Genomic DNA, 16,200 nt, shown 5'->3' on the forward strand with positions numbered 1-16,200 from the left:
AGGTGTGCACATCGACCATGATCAGCGGCAACGGTTTGCCACGCATCGGGGACCGGATTTTTGAAAACCGCGCAAGAGACCTGCGTTGCGTTCTTGCGCAGCCGGTCATGCATACGTAACCGCAAGCCACAGACAGCTGTTATGCGTAGCAACCACTGCATGCCGGCCACCTCGCCGGCATGCAGACACGTGCTTACTGCTTGACGAACTTCAACGTCATGCGGTCGCTCTCGCCGATGGCCTTGTACTTGGCATCGTCGGCCTTGTCGTGGCTGTTGCTTGGCGGCAACGTCCATACGCCACCGGCGTAGTCCTTGGTATCGCGCGGGTTGGCGTTGAGCTCGCTTTTGCCTGCCAGCTTGAAGCCCGCCGCTTCGGCCATCGCGATCACCTGCGCCTGACCGACATAGCCGCTCTTGTCGTCGGCCGGCACATCGGTCTTGGCGCGGTGCTCGACCACGCCCAGCACGCCGCCGGGCTTGAGCACCTTGTAGAAGCCGGCGAACATCGCCTCGGCACTGCCGGCCATGCGCCAGTTGTGCACGTTGCGGAAGGTCAGCACCAGATCGGCCGAGTTGTCCACGCCGAACGACGGCGACTTGGGCACATACGACACGAACGCCGGCTTGCCATACACCTCGGGCTTGGCCTTGAACTTCTTTTCCAGCTCGTCGCGCGCACGCTGGGCGTAATCGCGGTTACGGCCTTCGGGCGCCGACGCCGGGTCGACCACCGCTGCCACGTACTTGCCCTTCTCGCGCAGATACGGCGCCAGGATTTCCGAATACCAACCGCCGCCGGGCGTGATCTCGATAACGGTCTGGGTCGGCTTGATGCCGAAGAACGCCAGCGTCTGGCCCGGGTGACGGTACTGATCGCGCTGCACGTACACACGGTCGCGCCAGTTGCCGTTGATGGCCGCCTGCAACGCAGCATCGGGCGCCGGCAGGCTTGCGCTGTCGGCCGGCTTCATGGCCATCGCCAGCGGCGCACTCATCGCCACCATGACACTCATCACACACGCACAGGCCAGCTTGTTGCGGATCATCGCAGCGCCCTCTTCCGGGTAAAAGTAGCGCGAGCCTAGCACGCGGCCCGGGGCCTGCCATGTGCCCGAATCGCTGCGCTCAGCCGTGGTTCGTATCGCTGTGCATACGCGAGATGTTCATATCCTGTGAGCCGATGCACACGATCGACGGAACGCTGAATCCACATCGATGTCACACGCATGATCGGTGCGCATGACTATCCTGTCGGCAGTTCGCATCAGGAGCTTGAACGATGACTCACCCCCGCGCACTGGGCCGCTCCGGCCTGCAGGTTCAACCGATCGTCTTTGGCGGCAATGTGTTCGGCTGGAGCGCCGATGAGGCGACCTCGTTCGCCTTGCTGGATGCATTCGTCGATGCCGGCTTCAATCTGATCGACACCGCCGATGCGTACTCCGGCTGGGTGCCGGGCAATCGCGGCGGCGAGTCGGAAACCATCATCGGGCGTTGGCTTGCACGCAGCGGCAAGCGCGACAAGGTGCTGATTGCGACCAAGGTCGCCAAGTGGAGCGAACATCCCGGCCTGTCGCCGGAGAACATCGCAGCGGCGGTGGAAGATTCGCTGACGCGTCTGCAGACCGATGTGATCGATCTGTACCAGGCGCACGAAGACGATGAGTCGGTTCCGCTGGAAGCCACGCTGGCCGCGTTCGGCCGTTTGATCGAACAAGGCAAGGTGCGCGCGATCGGCGCGTCCAATTACAGCGCGTCGCGCCTGCGCGATGCGCTGGATACTTCCGAGCAGTACTCGCTGCCGCGCTACGAAAGCCTGCAGCCCGAATACAACCTCTACGACCGCGCCGGCTACGAAGCCGAACTGGAACCGCTGGTGCGCGAGCGCGGCCTGGGCGTGATCAGTTACTACTCGCTGGCCAGCGGCTTTCTGACCGGCAAGTACCGCAGCAATGAGGATGCCGGCAAGAGCAGCGCGCGCGGCGCCTCGGTGGTCAAGCAATACGTCAACCCGCGCGGCCTGCGCATCTTGCAGGCGTTGGACGATCTGGCCGCCACCCACAAGGCAACGCCGGCGCAGATCGCGCTGGCCTGGTTGATCGCACGCCCCGGCCTCACTGCGCCGATCGTCAGCGCCACCAGCGTGAGCCAGCTGCACGATGTGCTGGCTGCGGCGCAGCTGTCGCTGAGCGCCGAGCAGATTGCGCAACTGGACGCGGCAAGCGCGCCGGAACCGGCTGCCGCGTAACGCCGCCGCAGCGCGAGATCGGCCTGTTTATTCATTCGCGCAGCCACTGCGGTGGCTGTGCTCCCTCGGCCGCGCACGCGCGGCTCCCCTGCGAGGATCTTCCGCATGACATCGATCACCAACCGCCGCATCGTGCTGGCGTCGCGCCCGCACGGCGAACCCAACGCAGGCAACTTCCGTCTCGAAGAAGTCGCCCTGCCGCCCACCGGACACGACCAGATTCTGGTGCGCAACCGCTTCCTGTCGCTCGACCCGTACATGCGTGGCCGCATGGACGATGGCCCGTCGTATGCGGCGCCCGTGGCCATCGATGCGGTGATGGAAGGCGGCACCATCGGCGAAGTCGTCGAGTCGCATCATGCCGACTATCAGCCCGGCGACCTGCTGGTGCTGCACGGCGGTTGGCAGACCTATAGCCTGCTCACCCCGACAACGCCGCTGCGCAAGTTGCCCAAGGACGACAGCCTGCCGCTGAGCACCGCGCTTGGCGTCTACGGCATGCCCGGTTTTACCGCCTACGCCGGCCTGCACGAGATCGGCAAGCCGCAGCCCGGCGAGACGCTGGTGGTGGCCGCCGCCAGCGGGCCGGTTGGCGCCACGGTGGCGCAGTTGGCGCGCCTGCAAGGCTTGCGCGTGGTGGGCATTGCCGGTGGCGAAGAAAAGGTGCGCTACCTGCACGAGTCGTTGCAGGTGGATGTGGCACTGGATCACCGTGCCGACGACTTTGCCGCGCAGTTGCGCGCTGCCACGCCCGACGGCATCGATATCTATTTCGAAAATGTCGGCGGCAAGGTGTTCGATGCGGTGCTGCCGCAACTCAACGACTTTGCGCGCATTCCGGTCTGCGGCGTGATCGCCACCTACAACAGCCGTGGTCAGGTACTACCAGGGCCCGATCGCCTGCCGGACTTCATGGGCCAGGTGCTGCGCAAGCGGCTGACCGTGCGCGGCTTCATCCAGCACGATTTCATCCGCCTGATGCCAGCATTTCTGCGCGAAATGGGCCAGTGGCTACGCGAAGGCCGCATCCAGTACCGCGAGCATGTGCTGCATGGCCTGGATGCCGCACCGCAGGGGCTGATCAGCCTGTTGCGTGGCGAAAACTTCGGCAAAGCGGTCGTCGCACTCGACTGATCAATGCGCAGCGCTCTACCGGCTCTTACGATTCCCCATTCCCCATTCCCCATTCCCAAAAGGAACACAATGACTGTCCCCGCATTCGGCCTCGGCACCTTCCGTCTCAAAGATCAGGTCGTCATCGACTCGGTGCGCAACGCGCTGGCGTTGGGATATCGCGCGATCGATACCGCACAGATCTACGACAACGAAGCCCAGGTTGGTCAGGCGATCAGCGAATCCGGCGTGCCGCGCGACCAGCTGTACGTGACCACCAAGATCTGGGTCGACCGATTCAGCCGCGACACGCTGCAGCCCAGCCTGCAGGAAAGCCTGCGCAAACTCGGCACCGACCATGTCGACCTCACCCTGATCCATTGGCCATCGCCAAAGGATCAGGTACCGATGCGCGAGTATCTGGAAGCCTTGGCGCAGGCCAAGCAGCAGGGCCTGACACGTGCGATTGGTGTGTCCAACTTCACCATTGCCCTGATCAAGCAGGCGATCGAGATCCTGGGCGCCGAGGCGATTGCCACCAACCAGATCGAGGTGCACCCGTACCTGCAGAACCGCACGTTGATCGCCTTCTTGCGCGAGCAAGGCATCCACGTCACGTCCTACATGACGCTGGCGGTGGGCGAGGTGCTGAAAGATCCGGTGATCCTGGCCATTGCCGCGCGCCACGACGCCACCCCGGCGCAAGTCACGCTGGCCTGGGCACTGCAACAGGGATATTCGGTGATTCCATCGTCGACCAAGCGGGCGAATCTGGAAAGCAATCTCAAGGCGCAAGCGCTGCGTTTGAGCGAGCAGGACATGGGCGAAATCGCCGCGCTCGACCGCGGGCAGCGGCTGGCCAACCCGCACGCCATCGCGCCCGACTGGGATTGATGCCGCACCGACGCATGCAGCGGGCTGAGAGCGGCTGACAAAACCGCTGCGCTCGCCGCCAGGCGGGCGCAGCCGGTGCTCGGTGTGGCAGGTAACACGCGTCCACGCCGATCTGCGAGCGCCGTCCACACCTACCTGGTGACTGCTCGCCATGTTCTAGCCACGCCTATCGCTGCACGCCTGACCAGCCCGCGACGACCGCTCGTCGTCGCGGGCTGGTGAGCGACAGGCGGCGCTGCTACGGTGCCCGCACAGGGGGGTAGCCCGGTCACGGAGTCCTACCCATGCACAGCGCAGCCGTTCTGACCCGCAACACCGTCAATGTCGACGCAGAGATCGCCTACTGGCGCGACGTCCATGCCGAAGGGCATCTGGGCGGCTATGCGTTTGCCGATTAGGCCCGCGTGCTGATGCTGGGTTACGACATCTACCTGGCGTATCCGCGTGCCACCGAAGCGCAGCTGTACCGGGTACTGCAGGATGCGTACTACCAGGACCAACCGCTACTGTCGGTGCCGTGGGACCAGGCGCGCTGGATCGTGCGACATGCCTGGCAACATCTGCAGGATACGAGCGTGCGGCACTGAAGGTACCGGTGGTTCGGCACAACACGAGAATTTTGCGGGCTGGACGGTCAGCGTGTTTCGATCAAGAAGCGCGTGCTGCGTGTTGTGCTTGAGCGCCATGTGCCCGCGATGAACTGCACACCGCCACGTTGTTTGATTTGGAAAAAGATATTTTTCGCGAGCCGCATCAAATCAGGCCGGGCCCGTAAGCGCGAATCAGCCGCCGTTTTAAGCGCGCGTGACGCTACAAACATCGAACACACGCTGGCGCGATAAGGCTGCTGACCACACCAATCGCACGCACCACACGGTGACACAGACGCACGGCCTGGCCCAGCGCACTACTCCGCAGCGTCATCAACCCGGTGACAGCTGGCCGCGCAGCAGCGCGCGGCATCTTGGGCAGCGATCAGTTCAACTGCCCCATCGCCATCGCCTGCCGATCGATACGGTGCTTTTCGGCCAACGCCTGCATGCCTTGCAGCGTCGAGGCGATCAGGCTTGCGTAACGCAGCCGCCACAGGTTGGCGCGGTCGTTGTCGTCCTGTGTGCTGCCCAGCCCATCCAGCACCTGCGGCAAGCGGCGGTCTGCCAAGGCGGACGCGGCCAGATAAGGCTTCGGCGGTGCGATCACATCCACCGGCGCGCGCCAGTCGTTGGCGACGTGGCGGGCGATGCCGGCCAGGTGCGACAACTGATGCATGCCGATCAGGGTTTCGTGCAGCATCTCGCGGCACGCCCATTGCCACAGCGCCACCTTTTCCGATGGGTCCTGGGCGATTTCGGTCAGCGCCAGGTCAACCTTTTCGATACGTGTGTCGAGCATTGCCGAGCTCCGATGCTGCTATGCAACATAATTCACACCATACGCCGTGAGAATCAAGTGAGCCAGTCGTTTGGATACCGTCATCGCGCCGATGCTCGACCCGGTTCACGCTTTGCGACGACCGCCGGTCGGAGCGGCACCGCCGGCACCCTGACTTCCTGCCCATGCAGCCCAGGCGACGCTGCGGGATGCTGCAAACCCCAGCCAGCGGTCACTCCCATGCGCCTTGCCATCCTTGTGCCGCTGCTTGTGTTGGCGACCTGCGCTGCGCAGGCCGAGACCGCCAAGCCGCAACTGTCTTCGCGGCAATGCGAAGTCAGCACCTCCTACGACGTGCTGGCCGACAGCGGCGGCATCTGGCTGCGTCGCAAGCAGGGCGCGCCACGCGAAATTTTCTTTCACGGTGGCGAGCTCAATGTCGACCGTCAGGCGCAACCGGTCAGCACAGCGGATGCGCAACGGCTGCGCGAACTCGAACAACGCACCCGCGCGATGATGCCGGCGGTGACCTCCATCGCCCACTCGGTGGTCGACATCACCTTCGATGCGCTCGGCGGTGTGGTGCATGTGCTGTCCGGAAGCGCACGTCAGCAACGCAAGGTCGAGCAGTTGCGCACCGGCGCACTGGCGCAGGTGGATGGCAGCCTGGGGCGTGGGCGCTGGGAGCAGCAACTATTCGACGAGCGCTTCGAGGCCAGCGTCGAAGCCGCAGCCGAGGATCTGGCCGGCAGCCTCACCCGCAGCGTGATGTGGACGGTGATGACCGGCCGCGCTGCGCAGCTGGAACGCCGTGGCGCGGAACTGGATGCGCGGCTGGAGCAGACCATGCAACAGCGCAATCAGGTGCTTGAGACACAGGCCCAGGCGGTGTGCGTGCATGCGCAGGCGCTGTATGCCATCCAGCAGGCGCTGGAATACCGCTTCCAGGGCGAACAGTTGCAGATGCTGGAACTCAACACGCCCGCGCCCAAGGGCGACGCACCGGTCTCTGTCAGCGTGGTTGCCGCCGCGGCGCATTGAACGCGTCACCCGTGTGCTGGGTTTGCTCGTCCAGGACCATCGCCTGATGCGCCGTGTCTTCATTCGGAAGAGTCACGCGCTAGCGGAAAGTCGCGTGGCGATCGACCGCGTTTGACCCATTGCTGCCTGGCGCAGAAGCCAGTTGCGTCACGCATCCGACACCGCCTGCGGCTGTTCCAGCTCCAGCACGGCACGCAAGACGACGCACACACATACGCCCGATGCGGCCGCACCGGGCGTATCTGCTGTGGCAATCCACACTCACACGAGGGCACCGAGCCGCGGGCACACACCTCCACCCGGCTCACCGTGAAGTGACCGCGGCAGTTCTCTTTAAGGGTGTACTTTCGGCTGCCGAACGCGCCGTCAACAGGGGCTGACGAACACCGAGCGGTCAACGACCACGGTTACTTGGCCAGATGCTGCTGCAACTCATCGCCCGCCTGACGGATGGCGGTGCGCACTGCCGGCACCTCGCTGAGCGCGTTGAGCAGGCCGTAATCGTGGATCAAGCCGTTGTAGCGGGTCACGGTGACGTCCACACCGGCCTGGTCCAGCTTGCGGCCGTAGGCTTCGCCTTCATCCCGCAACACATCCAGCTCGGCGGTCTGGATCAAGGTCGGCGGCAAGCCCTTGAGCTGCTCCACGCTGGCCTGCAACGGCGAGGCATAGATCTCGCGGCGCTGCTTCGGGTCGGTGGTGTAGCTGTCCCAGAACCAACGCATCATGTTGCGGCTGAGGAAATAGCCCTGCTGATACTGCTGGTAGGAGCCGTTGTCGAACGCGGCATCGGTCACCGGCCACAACAGCACTTGATAGCGGAGTGCCGGCGTGCCGGCCGCCTTCGCCTGCAAGGCCACCGAGGTCGCCATGTTGCCACCCACGCTGTTGCCGACCACCGCCAGGCGCGTGCCGTCCACGCCAAGCTCGGCGCCGTGCTCGGCAACCCACTTGGTGGCCGCATAAGCCTGGTGGATGGCGACCGGATAACGCGCTTCCGGCGACGGGCTGTAGTCCACGTAGACCGCTGCCGCGCCCGAGGCGCGCGCCAGATCGCGGATCAGCCGCTCATGGGTGGGGAAATCTCCCAATACCCAGCCGCCGCCGTGGAAGAACATGAACACCGGCAAGGTCTTGCCGGCGCTGCCCGGCGGCTTGATCACCACCAGGCCGAGCGGCTTGCCGTCGACGGTGATGGTCTTGCGGGTGACCTCGGCGGCCGGCAGCGTGGCGCCGGCCTGCGCGTCCACCAGTATCTTGCGGGCCTGCTGCGGGGTGAGCTGCTCCATCGGCTTGCCGCCGGAGGAGTTGAGCGCGTCCAGGAAGGCCTGGACCTTGGGTGAGGCGGCCGGTGCGCTGGAATCGGTCGGCGCGGCAAGCGCGCCGCCGATTGCCGACGCCAACGTGCCAACCAACAGCAACGATGCGTAGGGTTTCATGGGGATGTCCGGGGTGGAATCAGGCCAACGTCAGGGTGACGTCGATGTTGCCGCGGGTGGCATTGGAGTACGGGCAGACCTGGTGGGCCTTGTCGACCAACGCCTGCAGTTCGGCCTTGTCCATGCCCGGCACGGCAACGCGCAGTTCGACCGCGATGCCGAAGCCGCCAGGAATCTGGCCGATGCCGACGCTGCTGTCGATGCTGACTTCGCCCGGCAGCTTGAGCTTGTCCTGCGCGGCCACGGCCTTCATCGCACCGATGAAGCAGGCGGCGTAACCGGCAGCGAACAGCTGCTCCGGGTTGGTGCCGTCGCCGCCAGCGCCGCCGAGTTCGCGCGGGGTGGACAGCTTGGCGTCCAGTGCATTGTCCGAAGACACGGCACGGCCTTCGCGGCCGCCGGTGGCAGTGGCGTGGGCGGTGTAGAGGATCTTTTCGGGTGAGGCCATGGTGGTTCTCCTGAGTGAGCGCAGTGCGCGGTTAACAAATTGTTAGCGATTAAATAGTGTGCTATTTAACGAATCAAGCGATTGGATGCGAGGACAGGCTTATCCCGCACCCAGGCTGGAGCGTAGCTTTTCCAGTTCCTGCTTGAGTTGACGCAGTTCGTCCAACGAGCAGGCCGAGGCGCAAAACACCTGCTCCGGCACGCGGCCGGCCTTGCTGCGCAGCGCGCGCCCGGCATCGGTCAGCGCAATGATGACCTGGCGCTCGTCGCTGACGGCGCGCGTACGGGTGACCAGGCCCGCGCTCTGTAGCCGCTTGAGCAGCGGCGTCAGCGTGGCCGAATCCAGATACAGCCGCTCGCCAATTTCCGACACGCTGCGGCTATCGGTCTCCCACAGCACCAGCATCACCAGGTACTGCGGATAGGTCAGGTCCAGATCCTTCAGCAGCCCGCGGTAGAGCTTGTGCATCGCCAGGTTGGCCGAATACAGCGCGAAGCACAGCTGGTTATCCAGCTGCAGCAGGGCATTGGTGCGGTCGTTGGTGGCGGTGACAGTGTCCATGGGCTGCAATTTACATAGCGCACTATTTAATTGCAAGCGATTTTTTGAAATTAGTTTGCCATGGATTGCTGGAGCCTTGTCGCCATACGTTCGTCTGGCCCCTACCGGCGCCTGTCGACACCGGCAGGCCAGGTCTTGGCATGGCTCGACGCGATGGCGTGGCGTTCGTTCTGCCGATGGATGGCGAACGTGCCCAGCGCAACCTGGCTGTCGCCGTCGTTGCGCCGTTCGATCGCTGCAGACAGCGTCACGGCCATGCCGTCATGCAGCCAGTGGCTGGCAGGAACAGGTCATCCGGCATGACAGGCGGCAGCATCGGCTGGCGGGTCACAGGTCACGGGTCACGGGTCACGGGTCACGGGTAGATAGGCAACCATGGCATCTCGTTCAACAACGCGCCGCCGCCAAACTGGCTCTACCCGCACACTTCTTCGATGGCGCCGATCTTGTAGCGCCCCGGCGCAGGACGCGCGTGCGCGCTCACGCCCGATGCGCAGTGGCCAGATACTCGGCGCTCTGCATTTCGATCAAACGCGAGGCGGTGCGCTCGAAGGCACCGGCCAGGCGCTGGCCGCTGTACAACGCTGGCGGTGCATCCTGCGCGGTGCAGACCAGATTGACGTGGCGGTCGTATAGCTCGTCGATCAGGTTGACGAAGCGCCGCGCGGCATCCTCGTTCATGCGATCGAAATGCGGAATGCCACCCAGCAACACGGTGGTGAATTCGCGGGCGATCTCGATGTAATCGGCCGGGCCGCGCGGGCCTTCGCACAGCGCAGCAAAGTCGAACCAGGCGATGCTCTTGCCGCGCGCGCGCACCGGGATCTTGCGCGCTTCGATTTCGATATTGCCGCCGCGTGCCTCGGCATTGCCGCTCAACTCGCTCCAGCGCTGCAGCAGCCAGTCGTCGGCCTGCACATCCAGCGGCGCGCGATACACCGGTGAGCGCGTGAGTGCGCGCATGCGGTAATCCTCGGTGCCTTCGGCGTAGAGCTCCACGCAGAATTTCTGCAGCAGCCCGATCGCCGGCATGAAGCTGTCGCGCTGCAGGCCGTTGGCGTAGAGGTTTTCCGGTGCGGTGTTGGAGGTGGTCACCAGGGTCACGCCTTCGGCGAACAGGCGCTCCAGCAGGCGCGCCAGCAACATCGCATCGCCGATGTCGGTGACGAAGAATTCGTCCAGCACCAGCACGCGCAGATTCTCGCGCCATTGCTGGGCGATCTTGGCCAATGGATCGCTTTGCCCGGCGTGTTCGCGCAACTGCTCGTGCACGCCGCGCATGAAACGGTGGAAGTGCGTGCGGTATTTCTGTTTGATCGGCAGGCCGTCGTAGAACAGATCGACCAGGAAGGTCTTGCCGCGCCCCACGCCACCCCAGAAATACAGGCCGCGCACCGGCTCGGGCTTTTTCCAGAACGCCGACAGCCGGTCCAGCCAGCCGTCCTGCGCGCTGTCCACCAAGGCCTCGTGGATCCGGTCCAGCTCCGCCAGTGCCGCCTGCTGCGCAGGATCGGCGCGCCAGTCGCCGCGTTGTACGCCGGCGGCGTAGCGCTGCGACGGGGTCATCTCACTCATTACCTTCTCCGCGGGCCGGCTGCTGCCCTGCCCGCTCAACGGCGCATCGCCAGGCGATACGCGTGGTCCATGCCGCGGTCAGACAGCGGCCGGCAACCAGCGCCGGACACCATGCTGGATCGCACCGCGCAGGTCGATCAATTTGCGGTGGAAGAAGTGGCTGGTGTCGGGCATGCGCACCAGCTCGGGCTGCTGCTCCAGGGTGTCCAGCCAGGCGTACACCGCCTGCGGGTCGACGATTTCGTCGGCATCGCCCTGCACCACCAACCACTGCGCCGGCGGTTGCACGTCGCTGAAATCCCAGCGTCCGGCCGGCGGTGCGATCGAGATCAGCACCTGCGGCGCCAGCGCGCGGGCAGCACGCAACGACACATACGCACCGAAGCTGAAGCCGCCCAGCCAGAGCGTGTCGCCGGGCCGCTGCGCACGCACCCAATCGGCCACCGCGCGCAGATCGTCCTGCTCGCCGTCGCCGTGATCGAAGCTGCCGGCCGAGGTGCCCACGCTGCGGAAATTGAAACGCACCACGGCGATGCCAAGCTCGCGCAGCGCGCGCGCGGCCATGGTGACGACCTTGTTGTGCATGCTGCCGCCCTCGGTGGAGAGCGGGTGGCAGAAAATAGCGGTGACCGGCTGGGCGACAACGTCCGGCTCGGGCAGGTCGACCGCGACATCGAGCGGACCGACCGGCCCGTCCAGCGTCAACGCTGCCGATTCGGTGGGAAATGGAGGATTGGACATGCCCTCATAATAGCCGCCCCGCCGGCCGCGTTCATCGCCCTGCCTGCACACTTCGTTGCGTTGCCCATGCATTTTCTGCTGTTTGCCGTTGTCTGCAGTGTTTTGGTGTCGGTGGTTCTCAAGCTGCTGCCGCACTATCGCGTGGACGCTGCGCAGGCGATCACCTGGAACTACGCCACCGCCGCGCTGCTGGCATGGCTGACCCTGCATCCGGCACTGGACACGCTGCGCGCCCCGACCATGCCCTGGCTGGCATTGTTTGCATTGGCGGGGGCATTGCCTTCGATTTTCATGCTGCTGGCACGCGCGGTGGCCACCGCCGGCATCGTACGTACCGATATTGCACAACGGCTGTCGCTCCTGCTCTCGCTGGCAGCGGCTTTCACCCTGTTTGGCGAGCCGGTCAACGGCTGGAAGCTGGCTGGACTGGGCCTTGGACTGCTGGCCATCGTCTGCATCCTGCAACGGCCACGTCACGACGGCGGTGCAGATGCGGCGCCGCCGTCGATCGGCTGGCCGTGGCTGGCGGGGGTGTGGATGGGCTTTGCCCTCATCGATCTGCTGCTCAAGCACATCGCACAGGCCGGTACGCCGTCGTTGACGTCATTGACGCTGTGCTTTGCGCTGGCATTTGTGCTGATGCTTGGCGTTCAATGCATCCGCCGCGATCGTGTTGCGCGTCTGAGCTTTCGAAACCTGCTCGCCGGCGTACTCATCGGCGCGCTCAATTTCGGCAACATCCTGTGTTACGTGCGCGCCCATCAGCTGCTGCCGCATAGCCCGGCCACCGTCTTCGCCAGCATGAATCTGGGCGTGGTCATCCTGGGAGCGCTCGTGGGCAACTTGGGGTTTGGCGAGCGGATCGGCCGGCGTGGGTGGATGGGGCTGCTGTTGGCGGCCCCGGCGATTGCTGCCATTGCCTGGGGGATGCATTTGAGCTGATAAGCGCTTTCGGCTGGCGCGACGCTGGTTCGCAACTCGCCTCTGCGGGAGGTTGCAGCACTGGCTATTCTGAGAGCAGGTCCAGCAAAGGGAGTGTGTGATGCGCGTGAATCCATTCTCGAGCAGCCGTTATCGAGTCGCCCCTGAACCGCACGGCCCAGCCTCACCCGATACGCCAACGTCAAAGGCCAGCACGTCCCCCAAGCACGCGCTCTCTCAAGCCCCCAAGTCCGCAGCAGCGCAAGGCGTATCGAAATCTCAACGCGGCATGCTCGCCTCAGCGCGTAAATCGCTGACATTGCTGCGCAAGCAGCTGTCTCTGACATGCATGGGCTCCCCGACACTTGAAACAGCAGAGAGTCCGTCACCGCGCACCACCCCCATGTCGCCCAACGCAATGCCCGGTCGCACCAAGCAGATGCAGGGGAGGCAAGACCGCGTCGATGAACGTTTTCAATCACCCATCCCCGAAACAATGCGCCGCGACAAGGAGCAACCGCCGCCGCAGCGCATGCCAGCATCGCATTCGATGCCGATCACGCCCAAGCCTTCGTCGGCGCCTTCGTCAGCCCTGCCGCCCAATCGGCAGCCCTCACTGCGCAGCCTGGATCGGGAGCTGGCAGAGATCACCCAGCACTGCCACGCAATTAGAAATCAGCTGTTACAGGAAGGCCGGAGGGCAACGCCGCACGAGCTGCGGCTGCTCGATGAGCGTCAGGCCCTGATCGCCCAGCGCAAGGAGGTCAGCGATAGTCAGCTCAATGCAATGTTGGTAGCGCTCGCACCGATGGAAGATATCCGTGCACCGCGAGCCACGACCAGCGGTCACTCCAGGGTCCAGATGGACGTCATGCAGCACAATCGACGCGAGTTACGCAAGATAAGAGAAAAATTCAGCGACAAAGAAGAAAGAAGCGTCGTGGACAGAAACTATGCGCGCGCACAACGGCGGCTGGAGTCTCTGAAGAAAGGCAACGCACCCGACGACCAGATAGCGCGGCTGGAACGCATGATGCAGGGCTATGAAAACATGCTTGCGCTGGAACGGATGGCTGAAAGCACCGACAATCAGCTGGAGCAAGCCCCACCTACAAGACATTCCTTGGCGATTCCACCCAAGCCAGCGCCGATGCCTTCTCCGGCCCCACAGCTCAGTCGGCAACGCTCGCTGCGCAGCCTGGATCGGCAGTTGCTAGAGATCAACCAGCACTGCAGAGCAGTTAAAAATCAGCTGCTGAAGGAACGCCGGAAGGCAACTCCAGAAGAGCAGCAGCTGCTCGTTGAGTTTGCGACCCTGATTGCCGAGCGCAATGAAGTCCGCAAGAGTCAGCTCGATGCATTGTTGGTCGCACTTGCACCGATGCAAGACATCCGTGCACCGCGAACCACGACCAGCGGTTATTCCATGGTCCAGGGGGACGTCATGCAGCACAATCGACGCGAATTAATCAAACTGCGACAAATGTTCGCCGACAATAAAATCGAAAGAAGCGTCTTGGACGCAAACTACGCGCGCGCAGAACGCCGGCTGGAGTCTCTGAAGAAAGGAAACACAGACGACCGCCAGATAGAGCGTCTGGAACGCATGATGCACGGCTACCAAAACATGCTTGCGTTGGAACAGATCGTCAAAAGCACAGACGATCAACTGGAAAGGCTGGGAGCGCCACGCCTGATGGCAAGCATCCCAACCACTGCCGAAGAGCGTCGACAGTCCCTCGAGAAAGAAAGAGATGCCCATCAGGAGGCACTCGACAACGGCTACTACTGAAGATCCAAACGTCGGTTCAGCGCAAATTCACCCCGCCCGGATGCCGCACATCCGGCATCCGACACCACGGCACGTGGCGGCGCATTCCGCACGCCACGCCGGGAGCCGCCAGCCCGCGTCCGGGCGACGAGCACACAGATGGCGATGGCGTGATTGACGCCGCCATCAACGCTCCCACTGCGGGAACGGATCCTCCAGCAGTTGCCATTGCGCCGGGCCCTGGCGCAGTTCGTGATCGCTGAGCAGGCACGCGTCCAGCGCAGCGCGCGTGCGCGTCGTATCCATCTCCACACCGATCACGGCGAGCTCCTGGCGACGATCTCCCCATAGCGGGTGCCAGAGCCGCTGCATGGCGACGTACTCGATGGCATCGCCCACTTCATGCAGCTGCGGCAGCGGCGCGGTCCAGCATTGGGTCTGCTGCCGCTGCCAACCGATGTCGGTGTACGGCAGCGGCGTGATGCTGGTCTGCAGCCGCTCGCCGATCGATTGCGCATCCACGCGATGACGTGCGGCAAACCAGAAGCCGGCGGCATTGGTCTGGGTGGCGCCACCCACGCTGGACAACTCGCCTACCCAATCCATGCGGCTGGCCAACCAGAAAAATCCCTTGCTGCGGATCACCTGCGGCAGCCCGTTGTGCACCATGCGCGCAAACCGCTGCGGGTGGAACGGCCGACGTGCGCGATACACGAAACTGCTGATGCCGTATTCCTCGGTCTCCGGCGTGTGCTCACCGCGCAGTTCCTGCATCCAGCCCGGCGCCAGCTGCGCACGGGTGAAATCGAACCGCTTGGTATCGAGCAACTGATGCAAGGGCACATCCCCGTGCGCCGCATCCACCATCGCCGCCTCGCGATTGAGCGCACGCAGCACCGCGCGCAGACGTTGCAGCTGCGATGCATCGATACGGTCGCACTTGCTGATCACCAGCACATCGGCGAACTCGACTTGTTCGCCCAGCAGTTGGACAACGCCGCGCGTATCGTCCGGCCCGGCTTGCTGACCCAGCTCGGCCAGCGTGGCGGCCGAGCCAAAATCCTCCAAGAACCGGCTGCCGTCCACCACCGTCACCATGGTGTCCAGGCGCGCGACATCCGACAGGCTGAAGCCGTCCGCATCGCGTACTGCAAAGGTGGCCGCCACCGGCATCGGTTCGGCGATGCCGGTCGATTCGATCAGCAGATAGTCGTAGCGGCGCTGCTCGGCCAGCCTGCGCACTTCCTGCAGCAGGTCGTCGCGCAGCGTGCAGCAGATGCAGCCGTTACTGAACTCCACCAGCGTCTCTTCGGTCCGCCGCAATGCGGCGCCGCCGTCGCGCACCAGCTGCGCATCGATGTTGATCTCGCTCATGTCGTTGACGATCACCGCCACCCGCAGGCCCTGTCGGTTGTGGAGGATGCGGTTGAGCAAGGTGGTCTTGCCGGCACCCAGAAAACCGGACAACACGGTGACGGGAAGACGCGGATCGCGGGCGGGGGACAGGGACATCCGGACAACCTCGGGAGAGTGAAGTGTTACTATATAACAATTACTCAACGAGACCGTGTCCATGCGTGCAACCGCTTCGTTACTGGATACCTCGGCCATCGCCTTGTCCGGCCTGTGCCTGCTGCATTGCCTGGCACTGCCTCTGCTGGCCGTTGCGCTGCCACTGCTGGGTGCCTGGAGCCGGGCCGAATGGGTGCACGTGGTGTTTGCCGCTGCGGCGGTGCCGCTGAGCGGTTTCGCGCTGTGGAGCACGCATCGACGCCACGCGCTACCGGCGCCGGTGTGGGTGTTGGCGGGACTTGGACTGGCCGGCCTGGCGTTGGGCGCCAGCGGCATTGCAGGCGGTACCCTGGAAACCCCCATCACGGTCACCGGCAGCCTGCTGCTGGCCAGCGCGCATCTGCTCAATCTGCGGCTGCGCCGCCGCGTGGGGCGGTGTGAGAGCTAAACCTGCTGCGGCCCGGCCCGGCCTAGACAGCGTTGTAGACGATGGCGTTCAAACTGCGCGCAGGCGGTGCAATCACACGCGCTGATGGCCGTTTTGGCGAAGACTCGCCGCTGCG

15 protein-coding genes and 2 pseudogenes are annotated in these 16,200 nt (G+C 64.3%); 8 read left to right on the plus strand and 9 right to left on the minus strand.

Going from position 1 to position 16,200, the window contains the following annotated elements:
• Positions 1-193: 193 nt before the first annotated feature.
• Entirely contained in the window at positions 194-1,048 is an 855-nt protein-coding gene (locus XdyCFBP7245_RS08565; protein ID WP_104615323.1) for a class I SAM-dependent methyltransferase, read from the minus strand.
• 233 nt (positions 1,049-1,281) lie between these two features.
• On the opposite strand from XdyCFBP7245_RS08565, the gene XdyCFBP7245_RS08570 reads away from it, so the two are divergent.
• The 4 genes and pseudogenes from XdyCFBP7245_RS08570 to XdyCFBP7245_RS24795 all read left to right on the plus strand — a co-directional run bounded on the left by XdyCFBP7245_RS08570 (position 1,282) and on the right by XdyCFBP7245_RS24795 (position 4,844).
• A complete protein-coding gene (locus tag XdyCFBP7245_RS08570; RefSeq protein ID WP_104615276.1) occupies positions 1,282-2,250 on the plus strand; it encodes an aldo/keto reductase in 969 nt (322 codons plus the stop codon).
• A gap of 105 nt (positions 2,251-2,355) precedes the next feature.
• Positions 2,356-3,384, plus strand: coding sequence for an NADP-dependent oxidoreductase (locus XdyCFBP7245_RS08575; RefSeq protein WP_104615277.1), 1,029 nt, complete (start codon positions 2,356-2,358; stop codon positions 3,382-3,384).
• Between the two features lie 69 nt (positions 3,385-3,453).
• Positions 3,454-4,257, plus strand: a complete 804-nt coding sequence (gene dkgB / locus XdyCFBP7245_RS08580; RefSeq protein WP_104615278.1) for a 2,5-didehydrogluconate reductase DkgB — start codon at positions 3,454-3,456, stop codon at positions 4,255-4,257.
• Between the two features lie 284 nt (positions 4,258-4,541).
• Positions 4,542-4,844: pseudogene (locus tag XdyCFBP7245_RS24795) on the plus strand (hypothetical protein).
• 388 nt (positions 4,845-5,232) lie between these two features.
• On the opposite strand, the gene XdyCFBP7245_RS08590 reads toward XdyCFBP7245_RS24795, so the two are convergent.
• On the minus strand, positions 5,233-5,649 hold the full coding sequence (locus tag XdyCFBP7245_RS08590; protein ID WP_104615279.1) for a hypothetical protein: 417 nt from the start codon (positions 5,647-5,649) through the stop codon (positions 5,233-5,235).
• 181 nt (positions 5,650-5,830) lie between these two features.
• Between XdyCFBP7245_RS08590 and XdyCFBP7245_RS08595 the strand changes: the two are divergent.
• Positions 5,831-6,669, plus strand: a pseudogene (locus tag XdyCFBP7245_RS08595) (DUF2884 family protein).
• Between the two features lie 407 nt (positions 6,670-7,076).
• Here XdyCFBP7245_RS08595 and XdyCFBP7245_RS08600 read toward each other — a convergent pair.
• The 6 genes from XdyCFBP7245_RS08600 to XdyCFBP7245_RS08620 form a co-directional block, all read right to left on the minus strand.
• On the minus strand, positions 7,077-8,108 hold the full coding sequence (locus XdyCFBP7245_RS08600) for an alpha/beta hydrolase (protein ID WP_104615281.1): 1,032 nt from the start codon (positions 8,106-8,108) through the stop codon (positions 7,077-7,079).
• Between the two features lie 19 nt (positions 8,109-8,127).
• Positions 8,128-8,556 (minus strand): organic hydroperoxide resistance protein, encoded by a 429-nt coding sequence (locus tag XdyCFBP7245_RS08605; RefSeq protein ID WP_055853607.1) that lies wholly within the window; start codon positions 8,554-8,556, stop codon positions 8,128-8,130.
• Between the two features lie 99 nt (positions 8,557-8,655).
• Entirely contained in the window at positions 8,656-9,117 is a 462-nt protein-coding gene (locus XdyCFBP7245_RS08610; RefSeq protein ID WP_055853609.1) for a MarR family winged helix-turn-helix transcriptional regulator, read from the minus strand.
• 101 nt (positions 9,118-9,218) lie between these two features.
• The gene (locus XdyCFBP7245_RS24025; RefSeq protein ID WP_158255504.1) at positions 9,219-9,374 is read right to left on the minus strand and encodes a hypothetical protein; all 156 of its coding nucleotides are present in this window, start codon (positions 9,372-9,374) and stop codon (positions 9,219-9,221) included.
• Positions 9,375-9,597: 223 nt separating this feature from the next.
• On the minus strand, positions 9,598-10,692 hold the full coding sequence (zapE, locus tag XdyCFBP7245_RS08615; protein ID WP_104615282.1) for a cell division protein ZapE: 1,095 nt from the start codon (positions 10,690-10,692) through the stop codon (positions 9,598-9,600).
• Positions 10,693-10,770: 78 nt separating this feature from the next.
• Positions 10,771-11,433 (minus strand): alpha/beta hydrolase, encoded by a 663-nt coding sequence (locus XdyCFBP7245_RS08620; protein WP_104615283.1) that lies wholly within the window; start codon positions 11,431-11,433, stop codon positions 10,771-10,773.
• Positions 11,434-11,499: 66 nt separating this feature from the next.
• Between XdyCFBP7245_RS08620 and XdyCFBP7245_RS08625 the strand changes: the two genes are divergently transcribed.
• Together XdyCFBP7245_RS08625 and XdyCFBP7245_RS24885 are read left to right on the plus strand one after the other, a co-directional pair.
• Positions 11,500-12,375 carry an EamA/RhaT family transporter gene (locus XdyCFBP7245_RS08625; protein WP_170068576.1) on the plus strand — a complete coding sequence of 292 codons (876 nt, stop codon included), beginning with the start codon at positions 11,500-11,502 and terminating at the stop codon, positions 12,373-12,375.
• A gap of 1,177 nt (positions 12,376-13,552) precedes the next feature.
• Positions 13,553-14,146: a type III secretion protein gene (locus XdyCFBP7245_RS24885; RefSeq protein WP_104615324.1), complete on the plus strand. Its 594-nt coding sequence runs from the start codon at positions 13,553-13,555 to the stop codon at positions 14,144-14,146.
• 165 nt (positions 14,147-14,311) lie between these two features.
• Here XdyCFBP7245_RS24885 and XdyCFBP7245_RS08635 read toward each other — a convergent pair whose 3' ends face one another.
• On the minus strand, positions 14,312-15,637 hold the full coding sequence (locus XdyCFBP7245_RS08635) for a GTP-binding protein (protein WP_104615285.1): 1,326 nt from the start codon (positions 15,635-15,637) through the stop codon (positions 14,312-14,314).
• Between the two features lie 61 nt (positions 15,638-15,698).
• Between XdyCFBP7245_RS08635 and XdyCFBP7245_RS08640 the strand changes: the two genes are divergently transcribed.
• The gene (locus XdyCFBP7245_RS08640) at positions 15,699-16,085 is read left to right on the plus strand and encodes a MerC family mercury resistance protein (protein WP_104615286.1); all 387 of its coding nucleotides are present in this window, start codon (positions 15,699-15,701) and stop codon (positions 16,083-16,085) included.
• The last annotated feature ends 115 nt before the right edge of the window (positions 16,086-16,200 follow it).

Source organism: Xanthomonas dyei (assembly GCF_002939865.1).
GTDB lineage: Bacteria > Pseudomonadota > Gammaproteobacteria > Xanthomonadales > Xanthomonadaceae > Xanthomonas > Xanthomonas dyei.